Here is a 17827-nt window from a genome sequence, read left to right as displayed (position 1 = left end):
CTAGGGAAGTCGACTTCCCTAGTTTTTCTAATCTGATCGCGCTACACTAGAGCCAAAAGGAAATGATATGAGTTTTGAAGCAAAGATCCATGAGGCACAAACGAAAATTTTGCGGGAATTGTTATTTTTGCCAGTGGCTAATTTCGCAACACTACAAAAAGCAAGCGGCCTGGAAAGTGATCATATCAAATTTCATATCAAACGGCTCGTTGAGCTAGGTTATGTGCAGAAAGTCGACGGCGGGTATTGTCTCTCGGTCAAGGGCAAGGAGTACGCGAATAAGCTTGATACCGATGCCGGTGTTATTGAGCGGCAGCCAAAGGTGGCAGTTATGCTCGTGATCGAACGTGAGCATGATGGAGAAAAACAGTATTTATTGCAGCAGCGGCTCAAGCACCCCTACTATGGGTTTTGGGGTGCGCCTACTGGCAAAGTGCGGTGGGCCGAGTCAATCGCCGATGCGGCCTCGCGTGAATTGACGGAGGAGACGGGTTTACGGGGTGAGTTTGTTCATCGCGGGGTGTACCATGAACGTGTGCGCCATGCGCAAACAGGTGAAATTATCGAAGACAAGATCTTTCACCTGATGTTTTGCAAGGTATTTTCGGGTAAATTGGTCGTACAGTTTGAGGGCGGCAGAAATACTTGGCGTACACTCGATGAGATGCGTGATGAACCAAAAAAGTACAAGAGTTTTTTGCGAGAAATCACGGCGTGTATCAACGGGTGCGGCGAGTTGACTGAAATAATATATGAATATGGTAGTGCGGAGTTCTAGGCCGCGGGCAGTACGTGCGGTATTGTGTGGGTCGTACAGGCGCGATATTGACGGGTTGCGGCGAGCTTACGACGAGCTAGCCGTAACTGGCTGTCAGGTATTGTCACCGCGACGAGTGGACTTTATGGACGGTGAATTTGTTGTTGACGCTGCAGAAGTTGGCCTGTCGCCTCGAGAGATAGAAAACTGGCATTTACGGGCTATCGAGCAGTCTGATTTTATTTTACTACATGCCCCCAAAGGCTATGTTGGCATAAGTGCTGCGATGGAGATCGGTTATGCTCTCGCATTAAAGAAACCAATCTTTTCACGAACAGCACCAGTTGATATTATGCTGCGTGAACTAGTTTACGTTGTTCCGAGTGTGTATGATGCATTATGCACCTTGGGGTTTCGTAGCTAATAAATAGATTTACGTCCATAACTTGCATGGGGGTGTATAATAAAGTTTATGAACAAATCAATGACGATAGTAAGACAGGAAGTTTGCCGACTGCTTGGCGGTGATACGTCAGGCCATAGCGACGAACACGTTGAGCGTGTGGCACGACTAGCGGAGCGATTCGCGAATGAGTATAAAAAAGAAGCGGCTTCGATGGACGAAGTGCTGCTGACGGCATGGCTACACGATGTTGATGACTATAAATTAGTTGGCAAAAAGCAAGCGGATGAACTCAATAATGCCACGTCGATTATGATAAAAGCTGGTGTTGCGGCTGGTTTGCAGGATGCGGTGCGTCATAATATTGCTCGGATTGGCTATAGTCGCTATCTACATGGTGTGCGGCCAGAGCGTTTGGCCGGTCAGATAGTGTCTGATGCCGATATGTGTGATGCGATTGGGGCATGCGGTATCGAGCGGGCACTTATTTATGCGGTGAATCACGGTAGTTGTCGGATATTTGATCCAACTGTTTGGCCTGATGTGAACATTGATGCGCATCGATATAACGCTAACGGTGGCACGCATGATGGCGATAGCTTTATTAATTATTTCTTTGAAAAGTTGTTGAAGCTACCAAAGATTATGATGACCGATCCGGGCCGAGACGAAGCGTTAGTTCGTCAGCAAACTATGGTTACTTTTCTTCGTGCCTATTTTCGAGAAAAGAATGTACCGGAGTGGAGTGATTTTCTGGAAGAATATCTTATCTCGATGGATGAGTAGAGGTATATTGCTCTTCCCAGGTCGTTATGGCCTGCCAAATTATTTCGTTGGTTGCGCTACACAGCTCAGCTACCGTGGCGATATCCGATGAAAACTCACCGTCTACTTGCTCGGCTGACGCTGCGTGTAATTCGTCAGCCAGTTTGTCAAACAGCAACATACGTTGTTGAATGTAGGTGACGAGCGGCTTGATAGCAAGGGCGATATGCTGCCGCCGTGAACTGTCTATCCGGTAGGAGATCATATCAAGTGTTTCTAGATAGCGTAGTCCACCGGTGATAGCTGCTTTGCTAAAGCCAGTTTGCTCATGCAGGCTTGTGTGGCTATGGTGGTACGGTGGGGTGATAAGGAGGCAATGGATAATTGTCGCTGAGGCTGGTGGGATGCCGAGCGAGATCAAGGTAGCTATGATATTTTTTGAGTTTATATCCATGTGAACAATATATCACATAATATTGACGAAGGGTAGTCTGAAGCGTGAACAGTATAGAATGATTGTGATATACTAATGTGATGACTAGGCCGTTGCTATATGATGAAATCGATCAAGATAGTATGAATGCTTCGTTTCACGCTCGTGGTTGGCCGCCAGTCTATACCGCTTCACCCCGCTCACGTATCGTGCTGGTTGGTCAGGCGCCGGGACGAATAGCGCAGGAAACACGTACGCCATGGAATGATGCCAGTGGTCGCACGTTGCGTCAGTGGCTGGGGGTTACCGATGAACAATTTTATGATCCTGATTTGTTTGCTCTAATGCCAATGGATTTTTATTATCCAGGTAAGGCTGCGCATGGTGATTTACCGCCGCGACCGGAGTTTGCCAAAAAGTGGCATCCGCGGCTGCTAGCACAGATGCCGGATGTGAGGCTGATGATTTTAGTTGGTGCTCATGCTCAGCAATACTATCTTAATAAGCAGGCGAAGCGCAACCTGACCGAAACAGTCGCGCATTATGCGGAGTATCTGCCTCATTATTTTCCACTTGTCCATCCATCACCGCTTAACTTCCGCTGGCGGGCGCGCAATCCGTGGTTCGAAATGAATGTCATTCCGATTCTGTCTAAGATGGTCAAAGAATTAGCACAGAAGTCAAGATCATGGTAGGGTATTCATACTAACATAGCTTCGCGGTCAATCTTTTTGTAGTACGAGGCCACTTCGTGCCGGTATGTATACACGTATAATGTGCTCGTCGTTATGTGGCGTTGTAAAGTAGCGACCATGAGGATCAACCCGGCCCTGCCCGCCAAACTGCTTGTCGTCGCTGTCCAAAATTACATTGTATGACCCAGCCGCCGCTGGTATGCCGTAATCCGTCCACGACCGGTTGGGCGAGAAGTTCATAATAAACAGAAGATCGCCGCGTGTGAAGCTGACGACGTGATCGTGCTGGCGAATGGTGAGGTAGTGAATGCCTGGGTCATCAATGGTTTGGGCAATTTTCATCAGGCTTGCATCAAACTCGCCCAGCCATTGGTATTTGAGAAAACCATTGTCGCGTAAACTCCATTGGCGCCGCGCGTGCTTGAACGACCAATTATTACCTTGGCGCGGAAAATCGATCCATTCGGGATGTCCAAATTCATTACCCATGAAGTTGAGGTAGCCGCCGCCGTGCAGTCCGGCTGTCAGCAGTCGAATCAGTTTATGTAGGGCTATGCCACGTTCCACGGTCAGGTCGGGGTCGTCCTTGTTCATATGCTCATACATTTCCTTATCAATCAGGCGAAAAATCAGCGTCTTGTCGCCGACCAAGGCTTGGTCATGGCTCTCGGCGTAGGTGATGACCTTTTCCTCTGGGCGGTGCGAACTCAGCGTATGTGCCAATTCGCCCAGGTCCCAATCTTCGTCGCGCTTCTCTTTCAATGTCTTGATCCAGAGATCGGGCGCGCCCATCGCCAAGCGATAATCAAAGCCTAGGCCGCCGTGTTCAGTCGGTGCCGCCAAGCCCGGTAACCCACTCATTTCCTCGGCAATGGTCGTGGCGTCGGGGCGAACGGCGTGAATGACGTCATTTGCCAGTCTGAGATAGACCAGGGCGTCCTTATCAACATCGTCAGCAAAATAATCATCATAACTGGTGAAGCTTTTGTCCAAACCGTGGTCGTGATACAGCATACTGGTTACACCGTCAAATCGAAAGCCGTCAACGTGGTACTCGTCCAACCACCAGCGGCAATTACTAGCCAAAAAGTGCAGTACTTCCGGTTTGCCATAATCAAACAACCGCGAATCCCATGCTGGATGATCGTGAGCCTTGAAATATTGCGTCGGGTTGCCTGCGAAATTACTGAGGCCTTCGACTTCATTTTTGGCGGCATGAGCATGAACAATGTCAATGATGACGCGCAGCCCCAATCCGTGCGCCGCGTCAACTAACCGCTTGAAATCATCGGGCGTGCCAAACCGCGACGACACCGCGAAAAAGTTGCTGACGTGATAGCCAAAACTGCCATAATACGGGTGCTCGGCGATAGCCATTAGCTGGATGGTGTTGTATCCTGCCTGTTTGATGCGCGGCAGGACACCCGCAGTAAATTTGTTGAAGCTGGCGACCTTTTCCTCTTCGCTGCTCATACCGACATGCGCCTCATAAATTAACGGCACGTTTGGCGCAGATGGAATGTTGTGCTGCCACTGATATGGCTCATCAGGCTGCCAGACTACGGCAGAAAAATCCACCGAATCATCATCTTGAATAACGTAGGTGGCATATGATGGCAAGCGCCAACCAGCTCCGCCCGGCCAATAGACGCGCAGCTTATATTTCTGCCCGTGGTGCAGCGCGTCCTCCGGCAAATCAACACTCCATTCGCCATGTTCACCGCGCTGTAAACTAAATTTCTCGCGCTCCTGCCACCCAGAAAACTCACCCATCAAAACCAGCCGCGTAGCATTCGGCGCCCATTCGCGAAATGTCCAGCCCGCCGCCGTCTGGTGCAGGCCAAAATGTAAAAACCCTAAGGCAAACTCAGTCGGCGATTTACCATCCAGGATCTTCTGTAGCATTGACGAAACATACGCCTCGCGCACCTTGATGACGGGTTCATGTGGGGTCAGCCACGGATCAAGCTCAACCAGCGTTTTCTTGCTCATGGTTATAGTGTAGCGGAAAAAACTGATATAATCTATCAAATGAAACCGTTTTCTTTTGAAATAACGTCTAGGCTCGGCGACACGCTGGCGCGCACTGGCGTTATTCACACGCCGCACGGCGATATTACAACGCCAGCGTTTATCGTGGTCGGCACTAAGGCTAATGTCAAGGCGATGCTGCCAGAGATGGTGGCGGATGTCGGTGCGCAAGCGGTGCTAGCAAACGCCTATCATCTGTATTTGCAGCCGGGTCATCAGCTCATCGAGAAGGCTGGCTATTTGGGTAAATTTATGAATTGGCCAGGGCCGACGTTCACTGATAGCGGCGGCTTTCAGGTGCTAAGTCTGGGGTCAGGTTTTAAGAAGGTTTTGGCTATGAGTACGGATGTTGATGAGGAAATTGCCATCGCTAAAAAATCGTCGCGCCATGCTTGGGTGGATGAAAACGGCGTGATGTTTAAATCGCACCTAGACGGCTCGTACCATAAATTTACGCCGGAGTTATCTATGCAGATTCAGGCGGGCATTGGCGCGGATATTACCTTTGCCTTTGATGAACTGACCTCGCTGATTGATCCATATGATTATCAGGTGGAGGCATTGGCGCGGACGCATGCGTGGGCGGAGCGGAGTTTGGCGGAGGTCAAACGACTCCGTGAAGCCTGTCCCGACAAACCGTATCAAGCGTTATTTGCCGTGCTGCAGGGTGCGAATTACGAGGATCTGCGCAAGCAAACGGCTGCGTTTCTAGGTGCAATGAACTTTGATGGCTACGGCATCGGTGGCGCGCTGGAAAAGGAAACCATGGCGCAGACGATTCAGTGGGTTAATCAAATCTTGCCCGAGAACAGGCCGCGGCATTTGCTCGGCATCTCCGAGCCGGACGATATTTTTGCGGCGATTGAGCAGGGAATCGACACCTTTGACTGTGTCAGCCCGACACGCGTGGCCAGAAACGGCGCGGCCTACACGCCGTGTGGTCGAGTCAATGTTCGCGGCCAAAAATACCGCGAACTGTTTGAACCAATTATGGAAGATTGCAATTGCTATACTTGCAGGAATTATACTGCCGCCTATCTCTGTCATTTACTCCATGCCCGCGAATCTCTGGCTGGCACGCTGCTGTCGATCCACAATGAACGATTTATCGTCAAACTAGTTGATGATATTCGTGCCAGCCTAGAGGACGGAACATTTTACGAGTTTCGCGAGGCGTTTTTAGCGACGTACTATCGCCACTAGCGCGAGAGCATTATTCGACCGTCACGCTCTTGGCCAGATTGCGTGGCTGATCGACATCATGACCGCGCCCGACAGCCACGTGATAGGCTAGGAGCTGCGACACGACATTGAATAAGAGCGGCGTGAGGTGCGTCAATTTGGTTGAGACGCGGATAACGGTTTCGCCTGGCACCTTTTTCGTCGTATCGGTGATAACAATGGCATGAGCGCCACGAGTGTTCATCTCGATCAAGTTGCTCTGCGACTTCTCGTACAGCCAGTTGTCTTGGATATAGCAGACCTCAAAGAAACGATCATCAATCAGGGCGATCGGGCCATGCTTCAGCTCGCCGGCGGCATACGCTTCAGCATGAATGTAACTCACCTCCTTGAGTTTCAGCGCACCCTCCATAGCGATCGGATACAGCGTATCACGACCGATATAGAGTGCGTGATTGTAATCAGCATACGCCCTAGCGATGGAAGGTATCTCGGCACCTTGTTTATCGAGGACTTTTTGGATCTCGCTTGGTAGTATCGCTAATTCTTGCACAAATTCATCAATAAATTGTGGGTTGGTGCCCTTGGCATTGGCGAGCATGATACCAAAGATCGTCAGAGCGGCGACTTGTGAGGTAAAGGCCTTGGTGCTGGCGACACTAATCTCGGCGCCAACGTGTAAGTACACGCCGCCATCAACCGCTCGGGCGATTGTGCTGCCGACGGCATTGACGACGCCGAGGCATTTAACGCCACGTCGCTTCAATTCATTCAGACAGGCAAGGGTGTCGGCTGTTTCACCACTCTGGCTAACAATTATAGCGACCGAGTGCTCAGGCACGTTGAATGCGCGGTAGCGTAGCTCACTGGCAATCTCGACGCTGATAGTCACGTCATCGGTCAGTTGCTCGATAAAGTAGCTGGCTTGCACACCAGCAAAATAGGCAGTGCCACAGCCAACGATGATGACATGTTTAACGTGGCGCAGTTCATCATCGCTCATGTTGAGACCGCCGAGGCGCGCATATTTCTGTTTAGGCAGTACGCGGCCGGCCAGTGTGGCGGCGAGGCTGGTTGGCTGTTCATAAATTTCTTTGGCGAGGAAATGGTCAAAGCCCTGCTTCTGAATCGCCTGCATATCCATGTCGAGCATTTCGATCTTGACGTCAAGCTTTTGCGATTCAATTGTCTGTAGTTCTAGCCCACTGCGAGTGCAGCGGCCGATTTCACCATCGTGTAGATATACCACTTGATTGGTGTAGCCAACTAGCGCCGAGGCGTCACTAGCGATATATGTTTCGCTATCTCCGACGCCAATGATCAGCGGGCTGCCTTGGCGAGCCACGATAATTTCTTCGGGATTCGTGGTGTCAAGCACTGCAATGCCATACGCTCCAACCACCATTTTCAATGCACCGGTGACTGCTGTCAGCAAATCCGGTGAGTCACGCCGCAGATAGTCAATCAGGGCCGCCAACACCTCGCTATCGGTATCGCTCTTAAACTCGTACTCATGGCCAGAAAGCATCGTTTTAAGGTCTTGGTAGTTCTCAATGATACCGTTATGTACCAGATAAATCTCGCCAACATGGTGTGGGTGAGCGTTGCGTTTACTTGGTTCACCATGCGTTGCCCAGCGGGTGTGTCCGATGCCGACCGTATCGCTCGTCTTATGTTGTCCGACAAGCTCTTCCAGCGCTGCCACCTTGCCTTTGGTGCGCAGCAGGGTTGGTGTGGCAGAACCCGACAGGGTGACGATTCCGGCGCTGTCATAGCCGCGGTACTCGAGCCGCTTTAGTTCAGCGACAAGGATGTTCTGCGCCTCGCGCTCACCGATATAGCCAACAATTCCACACATACATTATTTCTCCTTTAGCATTAACTGATACACATTCTTCAGTATACGACATCTCAGAAAAATAATGAACAAAAAGTAATAATTACAACAATCTACCCCTGTAAGAAAGTGTTGTATATAATACAATTATTGATATCACCATTCAAAATGGATGCAGCATCTGGCGAGTATGCTCGTCGCAACGTAGTGTCCACCGGCAGAGATTAACAAAGTTGGGAGCGGTAGTGACAGAAGTGTATGAAAGGGAGCGACACCGAGTTGGTGGCAGCACCCGAGTACGACACTAACGAGTGCGACGTAAACGATAACAAATTTTGTGCCACTAACGCTGAGCCTATCAAGGGTGCGCTTGACGTAGAAAAATGTAACACCGTAGCAGATCGCGATGAAGATAAATAGAAAGAATAATAGAAAGACGGCAGACTGTCCGCTGGCCTTGATAAATAAGGTGGTGAGCTTGATGAACATCCAGGTTGCTGCGAGCGCTATGGTTAGAAGGAAGGCGATACTTAAGGAGGGTAGCTTCGGCAGACTGGTTTGATGACGACGATCATACTCGGCATTTAGCTCCTGACGCTCGTCATACGATAATCGTTTTGGGTACACACCGGCGCGAGCTGCTTCGGGTGTTACTTTCTTAGAAAAGATACTCATGCTCATAGTATAAACCCTATTTACAACAGTTTGCAAACCAGTTATAATCAAGAACATACGCCGTGAGGTCTGTTTAATGGACTGTACCCGCGTGAAAATATAATTAAGTAAAGGAGAACTTCTACAAATGGCAGATGCATTTGACCGAAGCAAGCCGCACGTGAACGTCGGTACTATGGGCCACGTTGACCACGGCAAGACGACACTGACCGCCGCAATTACGGCAGTGCTCGCAAAGCGCCTCCCAAGCGCAGTTAACAAACCAATTGCGTACGACCAGATCGACAACGCACCAGAAGAGCGCCAGCGCGGTATTACCATCGCCAGCTCACACCAAGAATACGAGTCACCGAACCGTCACTATGCGCACGTTGATATGCCAGGTCACGCTGACTACGTCAAGAATATGATCACCGGTGCTGCCCAGGTTGACGGCGCGATCCTAGTGATTGCGGCAACCGACGGCCCAATGCCGCAAACCCGCGAGCACGTGCTGCTGGCAAAGCAGGTTGGCGTGCCAAAGATCGTTGTCTTCCTCAACAAGATGGATATGGCTGACGCAGATATGGTTGAGCTGATTGAAGAAGAAGTTCGCGAGCTGCTTGCTAAGAACGGCTTTGATGAGAATGCTCCAATTATCAAGGGTTCAGCTCTCAAGGCGCTGGAAGGCGATGAGAAGTACGAAGACGCTATCATGGAGTTGGTTGACGCGATGGATAACTACATCCCAGAGCCACCACGCGACATGGACAAGCCGTTCATTATGCCAATTGAGGACGTCTTCTCAATCAAGGGTCGCGGTACTGTGGCAACCGGTCGTATTGAGCAGGGCGTTGTTAAGCTGAACGACGAGGTTGAAATCGTTGGTATCCGCCCAACTCAGAAATCAGTGGTGACCGGTATTGAGGCATTTAAGAAGTCTCTGGATCAGGGTCAAGCAGGCGACAACGCTGGTGTCTTGCTACGCGGTATTGAGCGGACTGACATTGAGCGTGGCCAGGTCTTGGCAAAGCCAGGCACCATTACGCCGCACACCGAGTTTGAGGCTGAGGTTTACATCTTGAAGAAGGAAGAAGGCGGTCGCCACACTCCATTCTCCAAGGGTTACAAGCCACAGTTCTACTTTCGCACCACTGACGTGACTGGTGAAGTTGAGCTGCCAGCTGACAAAGAAATGGTCATGCCAGGCGACACCGTAACCTTCAAGGTTAAGTTGCTCGCGCCAATCGCTATGGAGCAAGGTTTGAACTTTGCTATCCGCGAAGGCGGCCGTACCGTTGGTGCTGGTGTGGTAACAAAGATTAACAAATAATCTTCATAACCTAAGCATAAAAATCCCCCGGGAAACTGGGGGATTTTTGATGGGCTACATTGTCAATGGACTATCATGAACAGTTTGACAAGTTAATGAGATAGCGTTACAGTAGAGGGGTTATTGCAATAAAAAATCAGGAGACAGACATGAATAAACAGAAGTTGGTGGTCGTCGGTGCGGGCGGTATGGTCGGTGCGACAGCGGCATACGCCTGCGCACTACGGAGTGTGGTTGAGGAAATCGTGCTGATTGACCGTAACCCCGATCTGGCGTGGGGTCAAGCGGCGGATATCACTGATGGAATGGGAATTGATCGGTGTGTTGTGGTGCGGCCTGGTAGTTATGACGATATCAAGACTGATGATATCGTGGTTATCACCGCTGGTGCACCGCAACAGCCGGGGCAGACGCGACTGGAGCTGCTCGGCGTGAATGCTGAGATTATGCGTGGGACGGTTAGAAATATTATAAAAAATGGTGCTCGCCCGTATATCATTGTGGTATCAAATCCGGTTGATGCACTAACGTATGTGGCGCTGAAAGAATCGGGCCTGCCAAAGAGTCGGGTGTTTGGCACGGGGACAGCACTTGACACCTCGCGACTTAAATCATATATTGCAGACGAGCTAGATGTGCATAGTCGGGAGGTTGATGCGTATATTTTAGGGGAGCATGGTGATTCATCATTTGCGACAATCGAATCAGCGCAAGTCGGTGAGGTGCCGCTCGCTGATTATCCGGGATTTAAGCCAGCGATGGTCGATGGTATTGAGGAGAAAATTCGTCAACGGGCGTACCGGGTGATCGAGACCAAGCGGTCGACGTATTATGCAATTGGTTTCGTTATCTCCAAGATTGTCTCGGCACTACGCTCGTCGTCACGCTCGGTCTATCCAGTCTGCTCACTGGTTGAGGGCGAGTATGGGCTGCACGATGTAGTGCTCGGCCTGCCATCAACGATTTGTGCGGATGGTGTGAAGATCTTGACTGGGTATCCGCTTAATGAGCGCGAACAGGCGGCACTGCGTCATTCGGCCAAAGTGGTGGCAGAAGCCATTCGTAGTTTAGAGTGATGTTTGACGGAATAAATATTATATGTTACAGTTAGATTACTATGGAAGAGTTGTCGCACAAAAAAGCGCAAAAATTAAGAGTCGAAAAACTTGGTGAGTGTATCAATCCGCTAGCAGGCGATATTTACGAGACCGCCTTGAATTTGTTTCCGGCTCGGACACTAGAGGAGATGCAAATTGTTATTGATGAGAACAGTGGTGACTTCAGGGGTGGTGAGGGTGAAACACGGAATGGTGAGAAAATTCCAATGATTGTCATCGGTACAAGGGAGACGCTGTCTAGTCCGAATCTTATAGCACGGATGTCGTCTCGACTGGGTGTGCCGCGTGAGCGACTTGAGGATGCAGAAATAGGTCGTCAAATCGTCGGGTTGATAGCGTTTTGTCATGAGTTAGGGCACATAATCCAGCTTGACGAAAAGGTAATGCGGGTTTTTGATGAGATAGATAATACCATCGTACCTCTGCCGGTGGACTATACTAGTGAGCAATACCAAGAATATGTCCGGTCTGACCACGAAGCTAATGCCGATTATATTGCAGCCTGTATTTTGGCGGCGAGCCGGTTGGGTGAAGCTATGGGTTATCGACCGCCGATTGAAGATGTCGCGCAGTGGCGCCAGTGGGTGGCAGCAAATCCGGTAGTTCTTGACTAGCCATACTTCAGGTATTGTGATATAATTACCAAACAGTATTAATTTACTCCGAGAACTCGGCCATCCGCGAGGCACGGACGTGAGCAGAGGTTACGGAGTCGCACATAAAGGAGGAGCTATGGCTCAAGACACTGGTATCAAGATTCGTATCCGTCTAAAAGCGTACGACCATAAAGTCATCGACCAGTCAACAAAACAAATTATCGATACGGCAATTCGCACCGGCGCGAGCGTGGCCGGCCCTGTGCCGCTGCCGACTCGCCGCAGTACCTACACGGTGGTAAAAAGCCCGCACGTCTATAAAATGGGTGGTGAGAGCTACGAGATGCGTACTCATAAGCGCCTCATTGACATTACCAATGCTACGCCAAAAACGATTGATAGCCTGCAGAATCTGAGCTTACCGGCTGGTGTTGACGCTGAGATTCGGATGTAATTGGCCTAGTCCTATCAGTAGAATTTACCACGATCCCGCTTGATAATCACAAGCGGGATTGCTTTTATTTAGAAAACGTAGTACGGTAGGAGTGTACTAAATAAATACCGTCTATGACGGTGGAGGGACGTATGGGAATACTAAAGAAAACGGTAACTGTGCTTGGGCTGTCGGCGACGGTGTTTGGCTTGGTGCTGAGTGGCGCACCAGTTGCGAATGCTACCGAGGGTGTTGTCTTCAGTGACGCAGTTGGCTTGAGCAAAGATGGCTCGTTGTGGCTATATCAGAACAATGCTATCCCGGGTTGGCCATTTAGTGGCGGTTCGACAAAGATCGGGCAGGGCTTTAACAAATACACAAACATTACATTTGCTGACATGGATAGTGATGGTCGTCCGGATATCGTTGCCTATTCAAAGAATCAAAAGGCTCAAGTATTCCGTAACAATGGCTCAGCAACGACGCCATTTGCCGACAAGCCGGTTGCGAGCGACATCGACCATCATGGTGGCGCGGTATTTGCTAAATTGAACGGTAAGGATAGCCCAGTCTCACATGTTTATGTCGACGCTAACGGTAACTTGATGGCAGGCAAGGTCTATCTGCGCTACAAGAAGCTTGAAGGGACATATGATTTCGTGTCAGATGAAGCCCGTCAAATCGGTCACGGTTGGAATAATGTTCGATCGTTCGTTGCTGGTGATTTGAATGGTGATGGTTATGATGATATCGTCGCAGTACGCCAGGACGGTACGATGTGGGCATATCTTAATCGTGGACGTGACAACAAGACGACGATGTTTGAGAGCGGTCGTCAAATCGGTCATGGCTGGGACGGGTTTGATACCATTATGCTCGGTGATATGAATACTGACGGCCTGGCGGATATCGTCGGCCGGACGAAAGACGGACGGTTGCTGCAATATACGAATAGTGGCAATATGAATTGGCCGTTTAGTAGTGGTTCAGCAGAAGTTGGTCACGGTTGGAATGGATTTAAGTCGGTCCATCTGACAAACATGTGGTAATTTATTTCTCATAACCTAAACTTAGGGTAGCCTCGCTTTCATGCGGGGCTGCTTTGCTATGGTGCGCCTGGTATGATATGATAAAAAAGCTTATGGCAAAACAAAAATCGCGAACGTACGCTCGTAATCGCTCGAAGGCAAGTATCATCACCAACCGCAAAGGTCGGGAGCGGCTGTACGAAACTGATAGCACCTTTTTCGTAAAGTTGGTGGTGTGTGTCGTGCTGGCGGCATTATGGTTGCGACTGAAGCAGCCGATTGAGCTGGGCGTGGTAGCGATCCAGGCGCTGCCGGTCGGACTGATTGTCGGCCTGCTTTTAGTGGTGTCGGTCGAGAAGTATCAATTTAATCGCAAGATTTGGTACGTGACGCTGATTTTAATGGCAATTGTGACATCATTTACGCCCGTAGGGATTATGATCTAGCCCGGGGTTATATTTAGCGAAAAACAGAGGCCGTAGAGTGCGATACCGGCCGCGACTGAGACATTAAATGACTCTTTAGCACCCTGCATGGGGATTTCGACGATGTGATCGCACCGCGCTAGAATGTCCGGCTCAATGCCATGGACCTCCTCGCCTAGGAGTAGGGCAAAGCGGGTTGGTGGCCGAAACATATTGAGCTCTGTACTCGACGCTGACTGCTCTAGGGCAATCACAGGTAAGCGTTCCCTGTTGGCATTCTCCGCCAACCACTGACGAATATCGGCTACGTAGCTAAAGGGCAGCATTGTTTCTGCGCCCAGTGCAGTCTTGTGAATCTGGGCGGTCAACCTTTCGGTAATGTGCGGCAGCCTTGGGTCGATAGACCAGGGGTCGGCTAATCGTAAATCGGGGTACGGCGTATAGCCGCTAAAGATAATCTGTCTGACGCCAAAGCCTTCGGCTGTTCTCATAATTGCACCGACATTGTACGTCGAGCGAATATTGTGCATGAGGAGGGTAATTTCTGGCATGATATCATTATAGCACTCGCCCAAGGATAAGCTTTTTGCTATAATAAGGTTGATGGATGAAGATCGAATTCAACAACAACGTCGCGATCAAGATGAAGACGCAACCCGGAAACGAGCGGCGATTTTAGGCTTACAATATCTGGATGCTCGCGAGTTTGAACAAACAATTCCGCTGATTCGTGATATTTTGACAATTGAAGAGATGTATAACGGACATGTTGTGCCGCTGGCAATAAATCCTGACGAGCAGTCATATCGGTTTGGCATTACGTCACAGACGCCACAATCATTAGTAGCGACGATGACTAATAACTACCGCGAGCAGGGTATTATTGCTAAGTTCTTCCTGATATCAGCCTCGGGCTTTCGGTCGTTAATGCTGCGATTTGATCCGCCGAAAAAAGTGATTTATGATAATATCGAAATCGCCAAAGAGGGTGATAGTGACACACTCCAGCAGGTCAGCCAGACATTGGCGACCGTCGGTACAAACGACGTGTTTAACTATTTGATCGATCAGGCGGATCGGCTGAATGCGTCGGATATTCATATTGAGAATCAGCGCGACACCATTCGGGTGCGGATGCGCGTTGATGGCGCGCTGCACTCGGTGGCGGAGCTGGGCCGTGATCGTTATCGAGTTATCATGGCGGCACTGGCTTCGCGAGCAAATATTTCGACGGCGTCCAATGAGCCGCAGTCGGGGCACATGCAGCAAGAAATCCATCGTGACGGGGTATCACACCTCCTTAATCTCCGTGTCGAAGCAGTGCCAACCATGTATGGTCAAGACGTAGTGCTGCGCTTATTTAATTTTGACACCTCGATGTTGAATCTCGATTTGCTCAGTATCGGTGCGGCCGAGCGGGCGCAGATTGATGAGATTATTTCTCATCCGCGTGGCCTGGTGCTGTTAGTCGGGCCAACTGGTTCGGGTAAGTCGACAACTTTGTACAGCATTCTCAATGCGCTCAATACACCGGATCGTAAAGTGATTACACTGGAAGACCCAGTAGAAAATACCATTCCCGGCATTACGCAGATCCCGATTGATACGACGGCTGGCCAGCGGTTTGATGATGGGCTGCGTAGCGTGCTGCGCCTCGACCCGGACGTGGTGATGGTTGGTGAGATTCGTGATCAGGAAACGGCCAAGACAGCAATTCAGGCGTCGATTACCGGGCATCTGGTTCTGTCAAGCTTTCATGCTAACTCGACGTCAGCGGCATTTAGCCGAATCATTGACATGATCGGGCAGAATCCAATTTTTAGTTCAGCGGTGCGGCTATTGATCGCTCAGCGGCTGGTGCGACGGCTACATGATGAGAGCAAGGAAGAATATGAGCCAGATGAGGCGACACGCAATTGGGTAAAGGAAGTCTTGCGGGATCTACCGTCACATGTTGATTGTCCTGATCTTGATACGTTTAAACTGTGGCGACCCGTGGCGACCGACGAGGTACCGTTTGGTTACAAGGGGCGTATCCCGGTGATGGAACAGCTGGTGGTGACTGAGGAAATTCAGAAATTCCTACGTGGCGATATTGCCGACGTTCACACTGAAGCAATTGAGGCTACAGCCAAGAAACATGGCATGGTGACATTATTGCAGGCGGGCGTGCTGGCGGCTTTGCGCGGCGAGACGACACTTGAGGAAGTTAATCGAGTTATCTAGTGGACATCAAAAAGCCACGCTAAGGCCATCACTCCGACGGCTTCTATTATGATCGTTAGCATATGCGAATAGGGTTATGTGATAACACGAGCGACGGTTGGCGCTACTCGCTCGTCAAACGGCGAAGGAATGACTTCATCAGCAGTTGGATTCTCGACTAGTCCAGCTAACGCTTCGGCGGCCGCCAGTTTATGCTGGTCGGTGATTTTTTTCACACCATGATCCAGGGCGCCGCGGAAGATGCCTGGGAAGGCCAAGGAATTATTGATCTGGTTTGGAAAATCGCTGCGGCCAGTGGCGATGACTGCTACACCCGCCTCTCGAGCGACGTCTGGCATGATTTCTGGAACTGGATTGGCTAGGGCAAAGATGATTGGATTGTCGGCCATTTTTTGTACCAATTCAGGCGTGAGCAGCCCAGCGCGCGACACACCAATGAACACGTCAGCATCGGTGATGGCGTCTTCAATTGAGCCAGCTTGCGAAGCGTCGACGTATTCTAATAGCGCAGTTTTTTCAGCATTCAAATCCGTGCGAGACGAGCCAACAATGCCGCGGCTATCTACCGCCACGATGTTCCTTGCGCCGTATAGATGTAGCAGTTTGATGATGGCCGTACCAGCTGCGCCTGCGCCAATGACCACGAATTTACAGGCTGCCAGGTTTCGTCTGGTCAATTTCGCAGCATTGATCAGGCCTGCCAGCACCACGACCGCGGTACCGTGCTGGTCGTCGTGAAATACGGGAATGTCCAGCTCAGCTTTCAGGCGCTCTTCAATCTCAAAACATTTTGGTGCGGCGATGTCTTCGAGGTTAATTGCCCCAAAGCTCGGTGCAATTGCCTTGATCGTAGTAATAATTTGTTCCGGCTCGTGAACATCCAGTACAACTGGCACAGCGTCAACATCAGCAAAATACTTGAACAGCAGCGCCTTGCCTTCCATGACTGGCATGGCGGCTTTTGGTCCCAAATCGCCCAAGCCTAAAATCGCTGAGCCGTCAGAAATCACGCCGACTAGATTATTCGTCCAGGTATACTTTGGCAGGTATGCTGGGTTTTCGGCGATCGCCTGGCTGACCGCACCCACGCCTGGGCTGTAATAGGCGCTTAATTTATCGCGATCCAACTCCTCCTGGTCGCGCAAACTGGTGGTAATTTTACCCCTATATTTTTTGTGTAGTTCAAGTGCTAATACGTTATAATCCATGCGATCAATTATAGCGCAGTTTAGTGAAGTTTTCAGGAGTTGTCATCTTTGGGTAATTGTGCTAAAATCGGTAACTGATTGTATCGGTGATATTAAATATCGAGTCTTTCAGTGTGGAGCTATAGGGATACAACTATATGGCCAGCTGTTAAGATCCCGAAACAGAGGAAAACAGTATGAGTTTTGAACTAATCAACAAAGTCAACCAAGCGCAGAAAAAACAAGCAGTTGTCGATGTCCGCAGTGGTGACACCGTGCGTGTGTACCAGAAAATTAAGGAGGGTAACAAAGAGCGTATTCAGATGTTTGAGGGTGTGGTCATTCGCACCGACAACAAACAGTCGCATACCTCGCGCATTACCGTTCGTAAAATTGCGTCGGGTGTTGGCGTGGAAAAATCGTTCTTGCTGCACAGTCCGCTGATTGAGAAAATTGAAATTGTACGCCGCGCCAAGGTCCGTCGCAAGTTCCTCAGCTTCTTGCGCAAGCGTTCTGGCAAGTCAGCTCGCTTGACCGCCAAAAACTTTGACCGTGCTGCCGTCAATGATGTCCACGATGCTAAAGCCGAGGCCGAGGCAGAACGCCTGAAGGAGGAGGCCGCACAAGCTGCCGCTGCCAAGCAAGCTGAAAAGGATGCTGCTCAAGCGGAGCTTGATGCCAAGGCTGCTGAAGTAGCAGCGCGTCACAAAGAAGCGTAAGTTTT

Annotated in this window: 19 protein-coding genes; 13 read left to right on the top strand and 6 right to left on the bottom strand. The window is 50.1% G+C overall.

Translation table 11 applies throughout. The features are described from left to right. Positions 1 to 67 precede the first annotated feature (67 nt). From FBF27_03370 to FBF27_03360, 3 genes are read left to right on the top strand one after another with little or no spacing between them, the layout of a single operon-like run. Positions 68 to 778: an NUDIX hydrolase gene (locus FBF27_03370; GenBank protein QJU09436.1), complete on the top strand. Its 711-nt coding sequence runs from the start codon at positions 68 to 70 to the stop codon at positions 776 to 778. Then, positions 759 to 1181 (top strand): hypothetical protein, encoded by a 423-nt coding sequence (locus tag FBF27_03365; GenBank protein QJU09435.1) that lies wholly within the window; start codon positions 759 to 761, stop codon positions 1179 to 1181. Before FBF27_03370 ends, FBF27_03365 begins: the two co-directional genes overlap by 20 nt. A gap of 48 nt (positions 1182 to 1229) precedes the next feature. Beyond that, positions 1230 to 1946: a phosphohydrolase gene (locus tag FBF27_03360; protein QJU09434.1), complete on the top strand. Its 717-nt coding sequence runs from the start codon at positions 1230 to 1232 to the stop codon at positions 1944 to 1946. Here the strand turns inward: FBF27_03360 and FBF27_03355 are convergent. Beyond that, complete coding sequence (locus FBF27_03355; protein QJU09433.1) at positions 1927 to 2379, bottom strand: hypothetical protein; 453 nt, start codon at positions 2377 to 2379, stop codon at positions 1927 to 1929. The two genes, FBF27_03360 and FBF27_03355, sit on opposite strands and share 20 nt — an antisense overlap. 80 nt (positions 2380 to 2459) lie before the next feature. On the opposite strand from FBF27_03355, the gene FBF27_03350 reads away from it, so the two are divergent. Continuing rightward, positions 2460 to 3053 (top strand): uracil-DNA glycosylase family protein, encoded by a 594-nt coding sequence (locus tag FBF27_03350; protein ID QJU09432.1) that lies wholly within the window; start codon positions 2460 to 2462, stop codon positions 3051 to 3053. A gap of 27 nt (positions 3054 to 3080) precedes the next feature. Here the strand turns inward: FBF27_03350 and FBF27_03345 are convergent, their stop codons facing one another. After that, entirely contained in the window at positions 3081 to 5045 is a 1965-nt protein-coding gene (locus tag FBF27_03345; protein QJU09431.1) for a 1,4-alpha-glucan-branching enzyme, read from the bottom strand. Here FBF27_03345 and tgt point away from each other — a divergent pair. Then, complete coding sequence (gene tgt / locus FBF27_03340; GenBank protein ID QJU09430.1) at positions 4998 to 6287, top strand: tRNA guanosine(34) transglycosylase Tgt; 1290 nt, start codon at positions 4998 to 5000, stop codon at positions 6285 to 6287. The two genes, FBF27_03345 and tgt, sit on opposite strands and share 48 nt — an antisense overlap. A gap of 10 nt (positions 6288 to 6297) precedes the next feature. Here tgt and glmS read toward each other — a convergent pair whose 3' ends face one another. After that, a complete protein-coding gene (glmS, locus tag FBF27_03335) occupies positions 6298 to 8124 on the bottom strand; it encodes a glutamine--fructose-6-phosphate transaminase (isomerizing) (GenBank protein QJU09429.1) in 1827 nt (608 codons plus the stop codon). Between the two features lie 135 nt (positions 8125 to 8259). Beyond that, a complete protein-coding gene (locus FBF27_03330) occupies positions 8260 to 8778 on the bottom strand; it encodes a hypothetical protein (protein QJU09428.1) in 519 nt (172 codons plus the stop codon). 127 nt (positions 8779 to 8905) lie between these two features. Here FBF27_03330 and tuf point away from each other — a divergent pair, with 127 nt between their 5' ends. The 6 genes from tuf to FBF27_03300 all read left to right on the top strand — a co-directional run bounded on the left by tuf (position 8906) and on the right by FBF27_03300 (position 13711). Then, a complete protein-coding gene (gene tuf, locus FBF27_03325; GenBank protein ID QJU09427.1) occupies positions 8906 to 10090 on the top strand; it encodes an elongation factor Tu in 1185 nt (394 codons plus the stop codon). 149 nt (positions 10091 to 10239) lie between these two features. Then, complete coding sequence (locus FBF27_03320; protein QJU09426.1) at positions 10240 to 11166, top strand: L-lactate dehydrogenase; 927 nt, start codon at positions 10240 to 10242, stop codon at positions 11164 to 11166. Positions 11167 to 11207: 41 nt separating this feature from the next. Continuing rightward, positions 11208 to 11822: a hypothetical protein gene (locus tag FBF27_03315; GenBank protein ID QJU09425.1), complete on the top strand. Its 615-nt coding sequence runs from the start codon at positions 11208 to 11210 to the stop codon at positions 11820 to 11822. Between the two features lie 118 nt (positions 11823 to 11940). Further along, positions 11941 to 12258 carry a 30S ribosomal protein S10 gene (gene rpsJ / locus FBF27_03310; protein ID QJU09424.1) on the top strand — a complete coding sequence of 106 codons (318 nt, stop codon included), beginning with the start codon at positions 11941 to 11943 and terminating at the stop codon, positions 12256 to 12258. 113 nt (positions 12259 to 12371) lie between these two features. Continuing rightward, positions 12372 to 13286 (top strand): hypothetical protein, encoded by a 915-nt coding sequence (locus FBF27_03305; GenBank protein QJU09423.1) that lies wholly within the window; start codon positions 12372 to 12374, stop codon positions 13284 to 13286. Between the two features lie 92 nt (positions 13287 to 13378). Then, positions 13379 to 13711 carry a hypothetical protein gene (locus FBF27_03300; GenBank protein QJU09422.1) on the top strand — a complete coding sequence of 111 codons (333 nt, stop codon included), beginning with the start codon at positions 13379 to 13381 and terminating at the stop codon, positions 13709 to 13711. Here FBF27_03300 and FBF27_03295 read toward each other — a convergent pair. Beyond that, the gene (locus FBF27_03295) at positions 13708 to 14241 is read right to left on the bottom strand and encodes an RNA methyltransferase (GenBank protein ID QJU09659.1); all 534 of its coding nucleotides are present in this window, start codon (positions 14239 to 14241) and stop codon (positions 13708 to 13710) included. The two genes, FBF27_03300 and FBF27_03295, sit on opposite strands and share 4 nt — an antisense overlap. 52 nt (positions 14242 to 14293) lie before the next feature. Between FBF27_03295 and FBF27_03290 the strand changes: the two genes are divergently transcribed. Then, positions 14294 to 15916 (top strand): type II/IV secretion system protein, encoded by a 1623-nt coding sequence (locus FBF27_03290; GenBank protein ID QJU09421.1) that lies wholly within the window; start codon positions 14294 to 14296, stop codon positions 15914 to 15916. A 74-nt stretch (positions 15917 to 15990) separates the two neighbouring features. Here FBF27_03290 and FBF27_03285 read toward each other — a convergent pair whose 3' ends face one another. Further along, positions 15991 to 17124, bottom strand: a complete 1134-nt coding sequence (locus tag FBF27_03285) for an NADP-dependent malic enzyme (protein ID QJU09420.1) — start codon at positions 17122 to 17124, stop codon at positions 15991 to 15993. 176 nt (positions 17125 to 17300) lie between these two features. On the opposite strand from FBF27_03285, the gene FBF27_03280 reads away from it, so the two are divergent. Beyond that, positions 17301 to 17822: a 50S ribosomal protein L19 gene (locus FBF27_03280; protein ID QJU09419.1), complete on the top strand. Its 522-nt coding sequence runs from the start codon at positions 17301 to 17303 to the stop codon at positions 17820 to 17822. Positions 17823 to 17827 lie beyond the last annotated feature (5 nt).

Source organism: Candidatus Saccharibacteria bacterium oral taxon 488 (genome assembly GCA_013100805.1).
Classification (GTDB): Bacteria; Patescibacteriota; Saccharimonadia; order Saccharimonadales; family Saccharimonadaceae; genus Nanosynbacter.
Note: the sequence above shows the minus strand (reverse complement) of the source record. Positions and strands in the feature narration are given on the sequence as shown.